Raw genomic sequence first — 18,423 nt, 5'->3', positions numbered from 1 at the left:
GTCTTTCTTATCCTCAATTAAGCTTTAGGCAAGGTAATGGTAAAGCGAGTCATTTGACCAAGCTCACTATTGACGTTGAGCTTACCGTCATACTCTTTTACTTGCGCTTTGATAATATCCAAGCCCACACCGCGACCACCATCTTCATCCGCTTGCTCTTTGGTCGAAAACGCTGAGGTAAACAGTTGCTTTAATAGCTCACCCTGATTCAGCTGTGCGGCAGCGTCTGCACTAAAGCGACCTTTGGTGATAAGTTTTTGGCGAATGCTGTCGTAATCGATACCTTGTCCGTCATCCTGCAAAGTAATAATGAGATCACGGCTGTCGCTCTCTACTTCTAAATCAATAGTACCCACGGCCGGCTTGTTAGCTGACTGACGCGCTGCAGGCGTTTCGATACCATGTACAACAGCATTACGTAATAGCTGAATACTGATTTCTTTGACGACATTTTTGAGGTGTGCTGGTATCGCCGCCTGCGCTAACGTCTGACTGTTTAGCTGCACTTGCTTGCCTTGTCTTGCCGCGATGTCTTGCGCAAAGCTTTGATAATAAGACAGCTGATCGTCATCCGACTCGTCACTCAAATCAATATCATTACCGCCGGCAATAGGCATGCTGATGGTTGAATGATGCGTTGATGCGCTGTCGCTAGAGGCAACTTCTGACTTCTCAATATTAGAGGCAGGCGTGGCTAATGGTGCTACTGACTTGGTCGCAGCCGCGCTTTTTGGTGTCGCTTGATTGATACGTTCGCCCAACGTTTCAATGGTATTCGATAGGCTGAGCAAGTCATCTAAATGTACAGCTAACGGCAAGAAGTTATTACCTGATAGCTTGCCCTGATTTTGCAACGCATCCAGCTTGTCTTCTGCATCGGAGGCAATTTTGGTAAAGCTGTGCAGTTTTAACGCAGAAGCTTCGCCTTTTAGGCTGTGCATTTCACGATAGATAGCATTGAGCTTGCCTTCTAGCTCAAATTGCGAGCTACCTGGGTTTTTCAAAATGTTATTCATCTTGTCGATGTGCGCTTTGGTATTGCTAATAAATTCGTTAATAATTTTTGGATTCACATTCAAGATAGTTGTTAGCATCTCGATTTGCATGTCATTTTGTGAGCGTTCTTTTTCTAGACGCTGTTCTAAATATACCGCGTCGGACACGTCATTGACGTTGACCAAAATACGAGCGATGTCTTTATTTTCATAAACTCGCGAAAACTTAAAGTCTAAATAACGACTGTCAGCACCCTCTGCTCCGTGAGCATTGTGCAGCATGACTTTGTTTAATGGATTTAAAGAATCGACCAGTTTTTCTTTGACACGTGGATTGTATAGCTGCTCAATGAATTGACGGGTGGTATTCAGATCTTTATCAGAAATACGGCCTCGTAAGACATTGGTAAAGTTCTCTCCAGCTAAGCTGTCAGCACCTATAATGTTGGTCAATGCGCGAGAATGCTGCTGACCGATATTCAAGTCTTTGTCTAGCAAGAAAAGCCCTGTATTCACCGTCTCCATGATTTCTTGGGTTTCACGACGAGCAGCCAAAGCTTCTGCATCGGTATCGCGCAGACGACGAACGAAGAAGAAAACGAAAATCAAGAAATAGGCAAAGATAGCCGCAACACCCAGCACCTGAATCAAACGAATGGTATCCGCTTGGCGCTCAGCGTTAATAAACACTTCATCAGTAAGCTGATCTAACGATTCGTTGATAAACAAACTGGAGGTTTTGGCCTGCTCAACTGCTTGAATCAATTCATCAGAGGAGTCAACCATGATGTTATCAGCATCTTTTAGGTAGCTTTGAATCTTTGGCTCCAAGAGTTGCCATTGCTCATTCGCGGCACTGATTTGCGTTTGAGAATTTTCATTGATTTTTGGTAGCTTATAGTTATTACCATCAATATCTGTGATCTTTCCACCCTGTCCAATAGCAGTAATCGAGTTGCTGATAAGCGCGGTATTTCGTTCCAAACGCTCCAACACTCGTTGGATATGTGGAGAGCTGGTGTCTTCGCCATAACTACTATCTAAGTCGAATAGATCTTTGATTACCGCTTGAGCACTATTAGCGACTTGGTTGGTTTGGTCGATTAAAACGGTATTTCTTTCGAGCAAGCTAGAGGTATAAAAAGTAAAGGCCAGCAAAGCGCCAATCAATGATAAAAACAGTGCAATTGAAACAATCAGACTGCGATAGCGTTTGTTGTCAACATTATGTGTGGTTGCCATCTTTTATAGCCCCTTAGTTCGATTGCTGATTGGTAGTAGTGCTTTTAGTAGCCGGCTCAGACCCACCCAACCACTGCTCATCGATTTGCTTAAATGTGCCTTTCTTCTCAAGCTTGGCAATCCCTTCATTGACGGTATTGATAAGCTTGCTGTTACCCTTCGCCATCAATATGACTTGCTGCGCTGATGGATTATCCGCGCCTTCATAAGGGACGATAGTGACGTCATACTCTGGATGGTTTTTTGCCGTATATTGCAAGATAGGCAAATCATGCAAAATCACATCAACCTTGCCTTGCATTAAGTCTTCAAAGAGCAAAAAAGCGGTGCTTCTGGTAGTCATCTCGCTATATTGGCCCATTGCCTTGAGCTGATCTTCTTGCTTGGAGCCTTCCATCGCCGCTACATGCATGCCAGCTAAATCCTGTATACCACCGATTTTTACCTCGCTTTTGGCATACATGATTGAAGAGGGATTAAAAAAGTAAGGATCAGATAAGCCGTATTTTTCTGCACGGTCGTCCTTATAAGAGATACCAGATATCGCTAAATCACGACCACCTGACGCCACACTGTCGAACATATTCTGCCAAGTCTCTTTATAAAACTCGACCTTAAAACCCTGCTCTTCACCAATTGCACGGATAGAATCAATGTCGATGCCTTGCATATTGCCGTAATCATCTTGGAACGAGAATGGTGGCATCGTCCCCGTAGTAGCAACCTTTAATGTTGGCGCAGTATCAGGTAGTTTACTGACAAAATCATCTTTACTTTCTGTCGCTATCGCCTTGCCAGTCGAGCTTACGCTCTCTTGAGTAGAAGAATTACCACATCCGAATAAGCCAACACTTAACACAATCGGTAACATCCGATATATTTGCTTCATATCCTATCCTTAAAGTTTAAGGTTTTTCTAAATTCTAGTGAATAACAATCTAGCAAGGTCGCATAATAGTTAGATAATATTTGCTTACAGAAAGTTACGTAGGATAATAATCGAGCAACTCTATGATTGCAATAATTATGTTTAAGGCTTATATACAAATGGTTATATATAGCAAATAGCGCATATAATTTTAAATTACATTTGTTTGCCATAGGGGATGCATTTAGAATATTTTTCGGTGGTGTTCTAAAAAGTATGCTGGCGATAAAAGTCAATGAGAAATCTATGCTAAGTTTTCTGATTCTATAGGGCTTTCAAGGCTTCAAAAATTGTTCAAAAACTAATCAGCATACTTTTTGATACACCACCTATTTTTCTATAAATATAGAAAAATCCAGCCTAATAAAAGATTTTTGTTTATGAAATTGCAGTTAAAAATGTATATAGGATTCGGTAATATAAGGCGCATAAAAAAGCACCCATAACGCCTAAAACGTTTGAGTGCTCCTTAACAAGTAAGTAAGAACTGATTCAACTGACGATTTAGTTACTCAGTCAATCGATCATTCGGCATCATCAAGATTTAGATTGCGGTCTATCTGCCAGATTAAAAAGCAACCAAGACTCATTAGAGAAAACAGGGCGATACCAATCTTAAGTACCGGATTGACTGGAAATAGATTTAATAACAAACCGCCAAAAATACCTACTGAAAACATGAGCGAGCCTTGTAGCGCACTTGCCATACCTGCGCGGCGTTTTTGAAAGGCTAATGCAATTGCGGAGGCATTTGGCTGAGTCAAACCAAGACCAGCAATACAAAAGAAAATACAGGCCAATACCAAAGGCAGCCACGCCTCTACCCCAAAGATAATCCCTACCACAAACAAAATACCTGCAGAGATAACCTGCATCATCGCCCCAAAACGCAAAATACTTAGGATACGAAAGCGATTGGTCAGCCATTGGTTTAGCTGGGTTAAAGCGACAAAACCGGCTGCATTCATACCAAATAACCAGCCGAAATGGGTTGCTGACACTCCATAAGTATCCATGATTAGCTCAGAGGCCGAGCTAATATAAACAAACATCGCTCCCATCAAGAGACCGCCGCCAATCGCGGGATAATTAAAGGTAGGGTCTTTTAATAAATCCCAATACTGACTCAAGACTTCTTTGGCAGGGCGTACATTGCGGTTTTCTTCAGTCAGCGTTTCAAAAAAGAAAAATTTGGTAAGCAATAAGTTAAGCGTACCAAAAGCCGCTAAAAACCAAAAAATAGAGTGCCAGCTAAAGAAGCGCAAAAATAGCGCACCCAGTGATGGTGCTAATATCGGCGCTAAGCCCATCACCAATATCATGATAGAAAAAGCTTTGGCCGTTTGCTTGGCAGTCAGGCGATCACGAATCGCCGCACGAGTAACCACTGCCCCCACACAACCTCCGAGGGCTTGAAAGGTACGTCCTGCAAACAGCACATATTCATTATCCGTCGTCGCACAGACAATCGAGGCGATAACATAGAGGGTCATACCAAAATATAGCGGTTTGACGCGACCAATACGATCACTTAGAGGGCCATAGACCAGTTGCCCAAAGACCAAACCTAAGAAATACGCTGGCACCGAGTTGGCCATAAACGCGGTCGATACGCCGAAGCTCTTACCCATCTCGGGTAATGCTGGCAGATACATATCAATGGACAGCGGCCCTATCGCCACAATGAGCCCGAGCATCATAATCCAAGCAACAGGCAAATCAGCAGAGCGCACGCGTTCAGAGACAAGCGGTTTATTGGGCAAGGAAGACTTTGGAGCAGACATAGTTAGACCGTTTTGTATGATGGTTATTATTTTATTATTCACGCTTTGCTTGGTACCAGCTTTTATTTGAGACAACAACACTAAGAATAAAAACAACTGGTAGCAAAAATAATAATGCCTATTTATGCACAGGTAAACAAGTTATGCGCAGCTACACAAGCAGACAGTGTTATATCTTACTATCTGCATGTATTTCAATAGCCATGTGACGTTAATAAAACAAACGCTAACAACAAAAACACTCTATCAAGAGAGGACTAATACTTTTTAACGGAATTGGCGCTTAGCGAATACGGTACTGGCTTGCTTGGCTTTTCTGAGCGCAAGCTTACGGTTACGACCGAACATCATCTTTAACTGCCAGACTTTTTCTTGATATAACGTCAACGCTGATTGTTCATACATCGCATTAATGACCCGCTTACTGGCCAATACCGCATCTGGTGAACGCTCTGCAAATTCAGCAGCGAGCTGTTGTGCTTGCTCTAAAGGTGTCTCGCTACAATGACTGACGAGACCTAACTCTTTACCTTCGGTTGCATCAATCGTACGCGCACTCATCGCCAGCTCTTTTAGGACATCAGCGCGAACCACACCCAACGCCGATTGAGTCAATCCCATATCTGGCACGAGTCCCCACTTGGCTTCCATAATAGACAACTTGCAATCAGGATGACTGATACGAACATCGCAAGCCAGCGCCAGTTGTAGTCCTGCACCGATACAGTAGCCTTCTAGTACCGCAATAACAGGGACAGGCACATCACGCCAAACCAAACAGACGCGCTGAAAAAGGCTCTGCCAAGGTTTTACCAACTCCCAAAGGGCAAATGCTTGGTTTTTTGGATGGTTTAAATCACCCAAATCGATACCGGCACAAAACGTCCCTTCGGCACCATTTAAAATCACCGCACGTATCGTCTTATCTTTACTGATGCGACCCGCTACTTTGATCAACTCATCGACCACCTGAAAGCTCATGGCGTTTTTTTTCTCAGGGCGGTTTAAGGTAACGGTGAGAATGTGGTCAGTCACGCTCACTTGTAAGGTCTTATACTGATAAGTGGCAATCGCGTTCATAACAATCCTTATTAATAAATAAAATAAATATCCTGCTAATGAGGCCAATATTAACAGGGTTATATCTACCATACCCTATGAATAACTGACTGTCAGGATATCATCCCTCCTATTAATCAATAAATGATGGTCAATTTGGCAGATAAATCTAGCTGATATATTAGGGTCTTTTAAACATTCAAATGTAGCACTGTCGGTGGCTGTCTTAAATCATTTTCCATGTCATATCATTTTCACTCAAACGATGATAATTCAGCTGCGGATAAGCCGATAAATCTAGCGCTTGTAAATTACTTAACGCGCTTAGCAATGCGTCATAATAGGGTTCAAGCATTGCAAACTGGGCGGGCGTGGTATGTTGGACATTCAATAAGCACTTGTCTTCCAAATCTTGGCTGGCCTGACGCAACTGCGGCACACCAGTATAGCGGCTACCACCTAAGATACGATGGGCAATTTGCGCAAGGGCACTACGGTCACGGGCATCCCACGCTTGAGTGAGGGCGCGTTTTTCCTCATTGATCGTATCAATCATCATAATAATAAGCTTGGCTGCGAGATCTGGTTTATTGGCTGAACGAGTCAGCGCATCTTGCCAGTCTAAGATATGGGAGCTGCTCGTATCATTAACGCTTAGGTCGAGGTTTATGTCGTCGTCCAATTTGGCCTGCGTGCTTGCCGACATCTCTTCATCTGTGTCGCTTGACACTTGGTAAGGAGGATACAATAACGACGCTTGGCGTTGTTGTTGATAGCGCAAACTTGCATAACGTGGCTGAGTTTCGCGCAGCGTTTCTCGTCTATAGTCATCACGAGGCTGGCTGTCTCGTAAGTAGTCATCACGGATTTTTTTCAATGATAAAGGGCGAGTAATTTTTTGCTGATTGATACCTTCGGACGCCTGATCACGATTATCGTCATTACCCTTAACTAGCGGACAAGCAGGCGATATATCATCTGGCAGCAAGCCTAAAGGATGATTTCGCGCATCAAAATCTTGCGAATTAAAATCTTGAGCATCAGTACCTTGTTGTGCATGGGCTTCTGGCATAGCGGTTAATTGCGGCACGGTCGTCGTGCGTCCTAGCCACTTTTGCAGCACTTGTAGCAACTGTGGTTGGCTAATAGGCTTACCCACATAATCATTGATACCGCTCGCCATCAGCTTGTCACGCTCGTCAGCCAAGCCATGGGCGGTCAAGGCAATAATAGGAATACGATTATCAGCATTTTCGATATTACGAATTTGTCGAGCCGCTTCATGCCCTGACATCCGTGGCATTTGTATGTCCATAAATATCAAGTCAATACTGTTTTTATCCTGATTATTGGTTTTATCCTGATTGCTGCCTTTGTCTTCATTAGCCTCTTCAGAATACCCAGAACTGCTAGTGGTTTTACCCACCTCGTCACGGGTTTCGGCTTTTGAGATTTGGGTCTTTTTCGATAGACTTTGTTTATCAGCTTTGGCGGTTTTGATATTTTTGGTTTGTTGCTTGCTGATAAGTTCTATGGCTTCAAAACCGCTATTGGCCGTAATCACCTGAATGCCAAGCTCGCTGAGCAAGGCATCGAGCACCAGCAGGTTGGGCAAATGATCATCGACTGCCAGCACGGTCACGCCCTTCCAGCGCGGCTCTTGCATGTCTTTAGGAGCGCTGCGTTTTTGTGTATCGAGCATGGCATAGAGCTGGCGCTTGTCTAATGGCTCATACAATATATTGGCATGATAGCGGTTGAGTAGCGCTTGATCAGCGGCAACTTGATAGCCAAATACCGCCAGCTTGCCTTGGTAATGGAGGCGGATCTGTTTGAGTAATGCCATCATATCGTCTTGGGTGTCATCATCGACGATGACCCAATCCCAATAGTTACCGCGCTCTTTTAACGACTCAAGTACACCGGGTAATGAGTTGGCTTGGGTCAGCTTAATTGGTAGGTATTGCAAGCTGGCTTTGAGCACTTGGATGGACGCCGTATGATTGATCCATACCAACACATTAAACTCATCTGTGGCACTTGCCAGCGGCGCTAACACGGGTAGCGCAATCGTCTGACCAGTAGCGGCTTCTAGCACATCGACGTGGGCTGGCATCCGAAACCAGAACGTCGCGCCTTGATTGGCGATGTTTTCTTGTGCATTATCATAAAAACCAATATCGCCGCCCATCAAACGGGTTAATTGCTTGGAGATAACCAGACCCAGCCCTGTACCACCATACTGGCGAGTGATTGACGGATCGCCTTGACTAAAGCTTTGGAACAGCATTTTTTGATCAGCTAAAGAAATACCTTTGCCGCTATCTTGCACGCTAATCATCAAGTAATTGTCGCGATGGTCATCTAAGCTGACGCGCACCACCACATCACCACTGTCCGTAAACTTAATGGCATTGCCCACGATGTTAGTCAGTACTTGTTTGAGACGCAAAGCATCGCCATTGACGCGCATGGGCACATCATTATAGAACAGGACCGCCATGCGTAGCCCCTTTTCTGAGGATACCGGTGACAGCATGTCGACCACATCATAGATGGTGTCATACAAGTCAAACTCATGGCGATCGAGCACCAATTTGCCCGCTTCGATTTTAGAAAAATCTAACACATCGTTCACTAAAGCGAGCAAGTGTGCCGACGATTTGCGTATGGTTTGCACATATAAGTCTTGTTCAGGATTGAGCTCACCATGACGCGCCAGCAAATTAATAAAGCCGTCAATACTGTTGAGCGGCGTGCGTAACTCATGGCTGATATTGGCCAAAAACGCAGATTTGGCTTGGCTGGTTGAAATAGCGGCATCACGTGCGTTTCTTATAGAGATGTTTTGCATTTCCATCTCATCAAACGCCAAACGCAAGTCATCTTCGGTCTGCTCGGCGTGGTCTTTAAGCTCTTGAAAGCTACCATGTAAGCGGCGCAACGTCCTGACTAAATCCTGTTGCAACAAATTCAGCTCGCCATTTGACTCAACCGGAATAGGTTGGTAGAGATTGTCAACATGGGTACGTTGTAACTGCAAGCGCAACTCATAAATCGGTGCAATCCAACGTTTTGAGTAAATATTCAAACTCAGCAGTAATATCAAAATAGTGAACAAGCCCGTGATGACTAGCGCCATGGCAATACGATACCGAGCAATATAAAGCGGCTCATTGTCCATATCAATCATTAGCCAGAGTTGCTGACCGTCAAAATCCCCAAGCATACTGCCATAGGCGTTACCGATAGGTGTTGGCTTTTGCGATAAAAACTTGCCGGTCGTTTCGATCATAGGCCACGCTTCTTCAACGCCATAACCTACCGTTGCGAGTACTTGATTGTCCTGATTAATAATAGCAATACGCTGGACATGCTGCTCAGACTGTATACGCCCAAGCCTCTCTTGGATACCACCGAGCGTAGTGGCAGCTCTTTGCGATGCTTGATCTGCATTGCCAGCATTGACCTTACTGGCTGCTTGTTGTCGCTGCTCCAATAATTCAGGAATACGCTCAGCAATCGTGGGTGTATAGCGGATGAGCACCGCCTCTGCCAATGCTTCTTGCTCTGAGTTGCTGGCACGCATCGTCTCATAAAATACCAGAGTACCGCCAACCGCTGCTAATAAACAGATTGGTAAAAACACCAATATAATCAGCTGGCCATAGGCGCTACTGGTATCAAAACGTTTTTTGTATGCCATGCTGGGTTGACTCTCCACTGATATTTTTACAATAAATACGTATGCTGTTTTCACTTATTACGCCGCAGCCTATCACTGACGCTCGAGATTATCTTAACAGGATTTTATGAATGGCTGTTAAACATTCATAGCGCTTATCTTAACCTTCATAACGCTTATAAGAGAAACATCGCTCATTGATAACACTGACGTCTGCAAGGTTTAAACGATTCATTTTGTTAGCAAGACATTTACCAATAATATCTGATGTCATCAGCGCGGCTGAAAACAAAATGATATAATGACGCAACTTTTTATCTGTCACCATCAATACCTTGTCATAGGACAAGATTTATCATGACGGTTTCAGAATTTACGCTGATGGTCTCAAGCTTTTATTAAACGATAAAAATAGTGTATTAATTAGGGCCTGTCTTCAATTAACTCGATAGTCATCTAAATGGGCTAAAAAGCACATATTATTAAATAAATTGTCCTCTAAAAAACAAATAAGGATACCTTATGTCCACTACGGCCATGGCAAACGCCAACTTTATCACTCAAGTAACGGATCTTGCCGACTGCGTAGGTCAGACGCCTTTAGTCAAATTGCATCGTCTGCCTGAGCAGGAGCAAATTAATAATGGTGCCGTACTGCTCGCCAAACTTGAGGGCAATAACCCTGCTGGTTCTGTCAAAGACCGTCCGGCCTTTAATATGATTTATCAGGCAGAACAGCGCGGTGATATCAAGCCTGGTGATATGCTGATTGAAGCAACCAGCGGCAATACTGGCATTGCCTTGGCTATGGTCGCAGCGATGCGTGGTTATCCAATGACGCTATTGATGCCAACCAACTCGACCCAAGAGCGCAAAGACGCCATGATGGCTTATGGCGCGACGTTGATCGAAGTGGACGAAGGTATGGAAGCGGCACGTGATTTGGCATTGCAGATGCAAGCCGATGGCAAAGGTATCGTCTTAGATCAGTTTAATAATCCTGATAACAGACAAGCGCATTATCTAACGACTGGGCCTGAGCTATGGGCGCAAACTGACGGTAAAATTACCCACTTTATTAGCTCGATGGGTACGACTGGTACTATTACCGGTGTCTCACAATACTTAAAAGAGCAAAACCCAGCGATTAAAATTATCGGATTGCAGCCTGACGAGGAAGCTTCTATTGCGGGTATCCGCCGTTGGCCTGCCGCTTATATGCCGGGTATTTTTGATGCAGATTTGGTCGATGAAGTGATGGATATTGACCAACATATCGCTGAAGTATATATGCGCAAACTGGCCAAAACCGAAGGTATCTTCGCGGGCGTATCTTCAGGTGCCGCTGCATGGGCTGCCGTACAAGTGGCTAAAGAAAACCCTGATGCCGTTATCGCCTTTATTGTCTGCGATCGTGGTGATCGCTATCTATCGACAGGCTTATATAACGTTGATGACAGCATAGACCATGCAGCACCATAATTTCAAAATTAATTAGGTTTATCTATGTCACATGCCCTACCCTCTGACCCTATATTGGTCTTTGATATTGAAACCGTTGCGGATACAGCGGCGGCTCGCCGTATTTATCCACAATTGGCAGATCTCAATGATGCGGATGCCCTGAGCGCATTGACAGCGTTACGTATACAAGAAGCTGGGCATGACTTTATGCGCTTGCCGTTGCAACGTATTGTTTGTATTTCGGCGTTATATATTAAAGATGGTAAGTTATCGTTGTTTTCGTTGACCGCAGATAAGTTTAGCGAAAAAGACATTCTCGTTAAATTCTTTCGAGCCTTTAGTGACATTGAAAAATTACCACAGCTCATCAGCTGGAATGGCTCAGGTTTCGATATTCCGGTATTGATTTACCGCGCCATGCAATATGATCTGTCAGCGCCTTGGCTGTTTGAAGAAGGCGCACGCATCAAAAACATGCGCTTCGATAATTATGTCAATCGTTTCCATACTCGTCATCTTGATTTGATGGACAGATTTAGCCAATACGGTGCCAGTCGCCGTGAAGCGATGGATATCGTCGCCAGCCTCTACGGACTGCCAGGCAAAACCAGTGTCGATGGCAGTATGGTTGGCGATCTCGTGAGCAATGATGACTGGCAGACGCTGTCTATTTATTGCGAATCTGACGTGATGAATACTTGGTTAATATATCTGCGCTGGCTGCGTTTGACCGGTCAACTGTCTTCACCAGATTTTGATGCTTGGCAGCAGCAAAGCCATGATTATCTAACCAATTACACGCAAGCCGATGGTAGTGCCCGTCATCAAGAATTCATCGCTGATTGGTCATTTACGCCGCCCGTATAAAAATTATTCTTTGTACTAATATCTGTACTCACCTTTTAGTTATTTATTATTTATTTAAGGCAGGTTTATGCAACCCACCGATTCAAAAACATCTACCGCAGCTGATGCGACGCCGCAAGTGAACGACACCAAGACCATTACTATTCCACCAAACAAGAAAAAATCCAAACCGTCGTCAAAGACTCGTCGCCGTCTGAAAGAGGCTGAACCCTTACCGTTTACTATTGACGGGCTGTCGCACGATGGTCGCGGCGTGGCTGTATATGGCAATGGCTTCAGTGAAGAAGACGGTCATGCCGTAGACAAACATGGCAAAAAAGTCTTTGTTAGCTTTGCTTTACCGGGTGAAAGCGCTGTGGTCAAACTCACTAATAGTCGAACCAGCTTTGAAGAAGGTGACGCGATCAGCATCACTGCCAACCCAAATCCTGAGCGCGTAGTACCGCCCTGCCCGCACTTCGGTGTCTGCGGTGGTTGTAACTTACAGCATTGGCAGCCAGATGCTCAGATTAACTTTAAACAATCTGTCCTTGCTGAAATGCTGATGCACCAAGCCAATGCTGAGCCTGAACATTGGCTCGCTCCTGTGATAGGCGATCGCCTCGGTTATCGTACCAAAGCACGAATGGGTGTGCGTTATGTGACCAAAAAAGAAACCGCCTTGGTGGGCTTTCGTGAGCGCTCAAGTAACTTTTTGGCTGAGCTAAATGAGTGTCATATCCTAGATCCCCGTATTGGCTTTGAGCTTGAAAACTTAAAAACCCTTATCAGCACTCTAGAGAGCCGTGACAAGATTGCCCAGCTTGAATTGGCGATGGGTGAAGAGATGCCAGAGCTGCCAGATGGCAATCAGCCAGTCGCCCTCATTGTACGCAACTTAGCACCGTTATCAGACGCTGATGTAGAGAAGCTAAAGGTGTTTTTTGCCGCGCGTAATTGGCAGTTGTATTTACAGTCGAAAGGCGTTGACAGTATTCAGCGTATCGCCTTGACAGCTGCTGATGACCTGAGTGAGCAGTTTGGACGTTTATATTACCAACTGCCAGAATATGACCTTACTTTTGAATTTATTCCAACAGATTTTACCCAAGTCAATCTATCGGTGAACCGTCAGATGACCAAGCTTGCTTGTGACTTATTAGACCTAAAAGCCGGCGAACGCGTACTCGACTTGTTCAGTGGTCTAGGTAACTTTAGCTTACCATTGGCACGCTTGGTTGGTGAGACTGGTTCTGTCGTTGGTGTTGAAGGTAGCGAGGCGATGACCGCACGCGCCGCTGACAATGCACGTCGTAACGGTATCAATAACACCGAATTCTATAGCCAAGACTTGACGCAAGACTGTACTGACAAGCCTTGGGCCAATCAGGGCTTTGATGCATTACTTATCGACCCACCTCGCTCTGGTGCGTGGGAAATTATGCAGTATCTGCCAAAATTTAATGCTGAGCGTATTGTCTATGTCTCTTGCAACCCTGCAACGCTCGCACGCGATACCAAAGCACTGTTAGAGCAAGGCTATCGCCTGACTCATGCTGGCGTGATGGATATGTTTTGTCATACTGGGCACGTCGAGTCCATTGCGCGCTTTGAAAAGACACCTGCTTAGCAATGATTTTGCTTATGTATTTCCATATATAATGGCGTTAGCTTTACTATTGACACTTAACACCTATTTATAAATGAGAGTAGATTCATCCTATTGAAATGACCGCTATGTTAACCTGACTGAAATCAGCATTACAGAGCCTCTCTTGATTTGTCATATTAAAGTGAGATAATAACGGGTGATCTTCTTATGCCTGTTTAATCGGCATATAGCGGATATTAGTACTCATAATCTTAGACATTTTTTGTACAACTCTATGGCTGCTAAAAATGGACTTTTAGCAGCTGTATTGATTTTGAGCTACCTACTTATGCGTTGTATAAGTTTGAGTTCCGTACGCAGTCAATAAGATTATAATCAATTCAAAATAGCTAAGAGGAGTCGGCTATGGTAAAAATTCGTGAAGGGTTACCGTTGGTAGATGGACAGACCACACAAGCCGACAGTGCGACTTTAGCGGCACAACTGGTGGCGAGTCAACGCTCTCATCAGTCTGCTAATAGTTACGCTCAAATTCCACTCGATATCAAATACCAACTGACCACTCATAAGCTGCATACGACTTTTGATCGCTCTGCACAGCACGCTTACCACAGTCATGACCCTGACCTCGAAGACGAATATCTGGACAACCAGCTTTTAGATGATGCTCATATTCTCTCAGTAGAGGAGCTTGAAGAGATTGATCTAAATAATGCCAATATTGATGTGCCGGCATGGTTAGATAATGTGGCCAAGCGTATCGGGCAAGAGTCTGTCCCCAACCTTAGCGCTGCCTGTAATTTTATCCGTAGTCATATGAATACTAGCGAATCTGAACGCTCTGGTGCCTATGTTACTGGTATTGGCATGACCGATATTTTAACCTATCTTTATCAAGACGAAGATGCACTCGTGGCTGCGATGCTCTATCGCAGTGCCCGAAAATCAATCATCAGTCTGGGTGAAATTGAGCAAAAATTTGGCAAGGATATCTCCACCTTGGTCAAAGATACCTTGGCGATGGGGAAACTGTCGGAAATCATCGAAAGTAACAAACGCTTAGAAGACCACTTCGTCAACAATCAGCGTGATCAGCTATCGAATATTTATAGCATGCTCATCTCCGTCACCAATGACGTGCGTGTGGTGCTGATTAAGCTGGCTGAACGTACCTTTGCCATGCGCGAATTGACCTTTTCTCATCTAGAGCGGCAAAACCGGGTGGCGCGTGAGGTCATGACGATTTATGCCCCACTGGCCCATAGATTAGGGATTGCCCAACTTAAATGGGAGCTTGAAGACCTCGCCTTTCGTTATCTCGCTCCTGAGCGTTATAAAGAGATTGCCAAGCTATTGTCTGAAAAACGCAGCGAGCGTGAGTCTTATATCGAGCGCGTACAAGATAAGCTCAATGAGGCGCTGGCAGAAGCTGATATCGCTGGTGAAGTGTCGGGGCGCGTCAAGCACATCTATTCTATCTATCGAAAAATGAAGCTCAAAGGCTTATCGTTTGACCAGCTTTATGATATCCGTGCGCTGCGTGTTTTGGTGACCAATCCTTCCGACTGTTACCATGTTCTTGGACTGGTACACGGTCTGTGGCGCTATATTCCTGAGCAGTTTGATGACTATATTACCAATCCTAAATCTAACGGCTATCGCTCGCTACATACGGCGGTCATTGCCGAAAACAAATCGCTCGAAGTACAGATTCGTACCCATGAAATGCACTTTGAGGCTGAGCTTGGCATGTGCGCTCATGTCAATTACAAAGAAGGACTAAAGAACAAAAAAGACAATTATCTCAATCAAAAAATCAGCTCGCTGCGTCAACTGCTTTCTATTAATAACGAAACACGCAATCAACCCCGCTCGTCCATGTTGGACGGCGATGAGCTAGACGAAATTGAGTTTGACGAAGAAGAACAACTGGTTGATTTTGATGAGCTCGAGCGTATTTATATCTTTAGTCGTGATGGTGACATTACCGAACTTCCAAAAGGCGCCACCGTCCTTGATTTTGCTTATTACGTGCATACGCAAGTCGGTAACCGTGCCCAAGCTGCACGTGTCAATCAACGCTATGTACCACTCACTTATCAGCTAAAAACTGGCGAACAAGTGGAGATTATTACCAAAGCGTCCCGCGAGCCTAATCGTGATTGGCTGGTTGCCTCACTCGGTTATATTCATACCAATCGGGCGCGCTCAAAACTGCGTCAATGGTTTAATAAACAAGACCGTGACAAAAACATTGAGATTGGTCGGCACATGCTTAGTAAAGAGCTTGAGCGTTTATCCGTCCACCCCAACAGTATTGATCTTAACGATTACACGCAGTTTTTTCACGTTAATAATACGGACGATATCGTTGTCGGTTTGGTCACAGGTGAGATTGGCTTAAACCAGCTAACCAGCCATATTTCTCGTCAGCTACACTTAGAGCCAGAGAGACCAGAGGAAGACTTCACATCCAGCGTCGATGCCAGAGACGCGGGCAAGCTTGATGCGTATAAAATCCATATCGATGGTCTAGACAATATTGAGATCAACTTAGCAGGCTGCTGTCACCCAGTACATGGTGAGCCTATTGCCGGTTATATCACTTTGTCACGCGGCGTTAGCGTGCATAATCGGGGCTGCCCAGAATATTTGCGCCTCATTGAACGTGACCCTGAGCGTCAAATCGATGCCGCTTGGCGCGTAAAATTAGGTCGCTATCAACCTGTCGATATTCATGTGGAAGCTTATGACAGACGTGGATTGTTGCGCGACTTAACCCAAATTATCGACAAAGAAAATGTTAATATTCGTCAAGTTGAGACTCTTAGCAATGACGATAATATTGCCTTTTTAAAGTTTCATATTGAAGTGTCAGGATTGGCACATTTATCCAAGCTCTTAGCCAAGCTTGAGCAGCAGCATGGCATTTTACATGCTCGACGTGCGGTTGCCTGATTATTAAGCTAGCACAATTTCCCGAGAATATATTTAATCCATAATAGAGTTTTCATAAGAAATACTATGCCTGAGTTACCCGAAGTAGAAACCACCAAAACCAGCCTTGCGCCGCTATTAGGTCAGCAAGTAACCAATGTTAAAGTCTTCCAACCAAAACTACGTTGGTCGATGCCTGATGACTTGACTCAATTGATTGATTGCACTTTGGATAGTGTCGAGCGCCGAGCAAAGTATTTGATATTGAATTTCTCATCCCCCTTACCTAAAAGTAATGTCACTACTGGGCTTGCTACATTAGCACCGCGTCAACTTCTCATTCATTTGGGCATGTCGGGTAGCTTACAACAGCATAGCGCTGGCACTGAGAAGCGTAAACATGACCATTTAGTGATGGTGTTTAACAGTGCTGATGATGGGCTAATACAATTACACTATCATGACCCTAGACGCTTTGGCTCGGTATTGTGGTATGAGGATTATGGCCCTAAGCTACTAGAGCATTTAGGTCCTGAGCCATTATCAAAGTCCTTTACCGCAGATTATTTATATCAGCTGATCCAACGCACGGATTTATCTGATAAAACAACGGTCAAAACCACAGCTAGTAAAAAAATGGCGAGTAAAGCAAAACCTAAAAAACAGCCAATCACTCGAGCCATCAAATCCGTCATTATGGAACAGCAAGTCGTGGTTGGCGTTGGCAATATTTATGCGACCGAAAGTCTGTATCTATCCAAAATACATCCGGCTACTCCCGCTCACCTGTTGTCGTATGATGATATTGCGATTTTGGTCGATCATATTAAAACGATTCTACAAAAAGCGATACAACTGGGCGGCTCGACCTTACGAGACTTCACAGTCGCTAGCGGGCAAACTGGATATTTCCAACAGACATTAAATGTCTACGGTCGACAAGGTGAAGCCTGTCCGCACTGTCATACGGCACTCGAGAATATTAAGCTGAATGGACGAGCTAGCGTATACTGCCCCGATTGCCAGCCACTAAAATAAGTCCACTGCTATGGTTAGGCTTTATGATATCAATTCTGTATATCTATGCTGTAAGCCAGCACCGATATAGCGATAATCTGCTCGTCGTTTGATGATAGTAAGGTTTGTCACTAAGGCGATTATATCGCACGCATTTTTGTTGCTTATTGACGCACATCTTGCTTTAATAGTGAAAGAGCTTACATAAATAGTGCAAAGCATTTATTTATCTGTAATAATCAATCTATTTATCGTTGCCGCATTGCTTATATAGGGAAATTGTCTCTGTGTGAAAATAGCAGCAGCCATTCATCATACTGCTTACGAGTTTTAGGATATCACCATGACTGTTAAGGCCAATACACAACGCACCGTTAAGCGCAAAATTTTCACTATGATTACCAGCCTAAGCTTAATTGTGGCCAGTATGCAGCCTGCTTTGGCAGCGATAGAAATTGATGAAGATGATTTTGGGCCTTCTTATGGCACAATGGCAGCCGATACCATCGTTGGCAAACCATTAGGTTTGGTAACTGCCATTGCGGGTACAGCAGCGTATATTGTCAGCTTACCCTTCTCTCTTATCGGTGGCAACGCCGATCAAGCGCAGCAGAAGTTATTTGTAGAGCCGTGGGATGCGATGGGACGTTGCTTGGGCTGTACCGTTGCCGAAGACAACTATTATAAGTCACAAGTCACTGATAACAATGTCGTGCGTATCATCGTCGATCAGCCATCAGAGATTTTAATCAATACCAATGACTATGTGATAGTAAGACCGTAAAATATGCAAATCTTTTTAAATACGGTATAACTATTAAGTCATCCCCTCATACTAACGAATTTATGAACTA

The 18,423-nt window shown here is 44.3% G+C and carries 11 protein-coding genes; 6 read left to right on the top strand and 5 right to left on the bottom strand.

Annotation, left to right across the window (positions count from 1 at the left end):
• Positions 1-17: 17 nt before the first annotated feature.
• The 5 genes from CXF65_RS09145 to CXF65_RS09125 form a co-directional block, all read right to left on the bottom strand.
• On the bottom strand, positions 18-2,237 hold the full coding sequence (locus CXF65_RS09145) for an ATP-binding protein (protein WP_101211812.1): 2,220 nt from the start codon (positions 2,235-2,237) through the stop codon (positions 18-20).
• A 13-nt stretch (positions 2,238-2,250) separates the two neighbouring features.
• Positions 2,251-3,126, bottom strand: coding sequence for a substrate-binding periplasmic protein (locus tag CXF65_RS09140; RefSeq protein WP_101211811.1), 876 nt, complete (start codon positions 3,124-3,126; stop codon positions 2,251-2,253).
• A 563-nt stretch (positions 3,127-3,689) separates the two neighbouring features.
• Positions 3,690-4,949 carry a multidrug effflux MFS transporter gene (locus CXF65_RS09135; protein WP_101211810.1) on the bottom strand — a complete coding sequence of 420 codons (1,260 nt, stop codon included), beginning with the start codon at positions 4,947-4,949 and terminating at the stop codon, positions 3,690-3,692.
• A gap of 267 nt (positions 4,950-5,216) precedes the next feature.
• Entirely contained in the window at positions 5,217-6,029 is an 813-nt protein-coding gene (locus tag CXF65_RS09130) for a crotonase/enoyl-CoA hydratase family protein (RefSeq protein ID WP_101211809.1), read from the bottom strand.
• A gap of 205 nt (positions 6,030-6,234) precedes the next feature.
• Positions 6,235-9,714: an ATP-binding protein gene (locus CXF65_RS09125; protein ID WP_025650918.1), complete on the bottom strand. Its 3,480-nt coding sequence runs from the start codon at positions 9,712-9,714 to the stop codon at positions 6,235-6,237.
• Between the two features lie 501 nt (positions 9,715-10,215).
• Between CXF65_RS09125 and cysM the strand changes: the two genes are divergently transcribed.
• The 6 genes from cysM (at position 10,216) to CXF65_RS09095 (ending at position 18,353) form a co-directional block, all read left to right on the top strand.
• A complete protein-coding gene (cysM, locus tag CXF65_RS09120; protein WP_101211808.1) occupies positions 10,216-11,175 on the top strand; it encodes a cysteine synthase CysM in 960 nt (319 codons plus the stop codon).
• 24 nt (positions 11,176-11,199) lie between these two features.
• Positions 11,200-12,024: a 3'-5' exonuclease gene (locus CXF65_RS09115; RefSeq protein WP_101211807.1), complete on the top strand. Its 825-nt coding sequence runs from the start codon at positions 11,200-11,202 to the stop codon at positions 12,022-12,024.
• Positions 12,025-12,091: 67 nt separating this feature from the next.
• Entirely contained in the window at positions 12,092-13,633 is a 1,542-nt protein-coding gene (gene rlmD / locus CXF65_RS09110; protein ID WP_101211806.1) for a 23S rRNA (uracil(1939)-C(5))-methyltransferase RlmD, read from the top strand.
• A gap of 387 nt (positions 13,634-14,020) precedes the next feature.
• The gene (locus CXF65_RS09105) at positions 14,021-16,573 is read left to right on the top strand and encodes a RelA/SpoT family protein (RefSeq protein WP_101211805.1); all 2,553 of its coding nucleotides are present in this window, start codon (positions 14,021-14,023) and stop codon (positions 16,571-16,573) included.
• Positions 16,574-16,639: 66 nt separating this feature from the next.
• Positions 16,640-17,590: a bifunctional DNA-formamidopyrimidine glycosylase/DNA-(apurinic or apyrimidinic site) lyase gene (mutM, locus tag CXF65_RS09100; RefSeq protein WP_101211804.1), complete on the top strand. Its 951-nt coding sequence runs from the start codon at positions 16,640-16,642 to the stop codon at positions 17,588-17,590.
• 322 nt (positions 17,591-17,912) lie between these two features.
• The gene (locus CXF65_RS09095) at positions 17,913-18,353 is read left to right on the top strand and encodes a hypothetical protein (protein WP_101211803.1); all 441 of its coding nucleotides are present in this window, start codon (positions 17,913-17,915) and stop codon (positions 18,351-18,353) included.
• Positions 18,354-18,423: the final 70 nt, after the last annotated feature.

This window comes from Psychrobacter sp. Sarcosine-3u-12, assembly GCF_002836005.1.
Taxonomy (GTDB): Bacteria; Pseudomonadota; Gammaproteobacteria; order Pseudomonadales; family Moraxellaceae; genus Psychrobacter; species Psychrobacter okhotskensis.
This window is presented reverse-complemented; position numbering and strand designations above follow the sequence as displayed.

What these genes read in the sequence shown, in the direction of transcription:
- CXF65_RS09145 (WP_101211812.1), bottom strand. Translation starts at nt 2,237, where the DNA reads ATGGCAACCACACATAATGTTGACAACAAACGCTATCGCAGTCTGATT.
- CXF65_RS09140 (WP_101211811.1), bottom strand. Translation starts at nt 3,126, where the DNA reads ATGAAGCAAATATATCGGATGTTACCGATTGTGTTAAGTGTTGGCTTA.
- CXF65_RS09135 (WP_101211810.1), bottom strand. Translation starts at nt 4,949, where the DNA reads ATGTCTGCTCCAAAGTCTTCCTTGCCCAATAAACCGCTTGTCTCTGAA.
- CXF65_RS09130 (WP_101211809.1), bottom strand. Translation starts at nt 6,029, where the DNA reads ATGAACGCGATTGCCACTTATCAGTATAAGACCTTACAAGTGAGCGTG.
- CXF65_RS09125 (WP_025650918.1), bottom strand. Translation starts at nt 9,714, where the DNA reads ATGGCATACAAAAAACGTTTTGATACCAGTAGCGCCTATGGCCAGCTG.
- cysM (WP_101211808.1), top strand. Translation starts at nt 10,216, where the DNA reads ATGTCCACTACGGCCATGGCAAACGCCAACTTTATCACTCAAGTAACG.
- CXF65_RS09115 (WP_101211807.1), top strand. Translation starts at nt 11,200, where the DNA reads ATGTCACATGCCCTACCCTCTGACCCTATATTGGTCTTTGATATTGAA.
- rlmD (WP_101211806.1), top strand. Translation starts at nt 12,092, where the DNA reads ATGCAACCCACCGATTCAAAAACATCTACCGCAGCTGATGCGACGCCG.
- CXF65_RS09105 (WP_101211805.1), top strand. Translation starts at nt 14,021, where the DNA reads ATGGTAAAAATTCGTGAAGGGTTACCGTTGGTAGATGGACAGACCACA.
- mutM (WP_101211804.1), top strand. Translation starts at nt 16,640, where the DNA reads ATGCCTGAGTTACCCGAAGTAGAAACCACCAAAACCAGCCTTGCGCCG.
- CXF65_RS09095 (WP_101211803.1), top strand. Translation starts at nt 17,913, where the DNA reads ATGACTGTTAAGGCCAATACACAACGCACCGTTAAGCGCAAAATTTTC.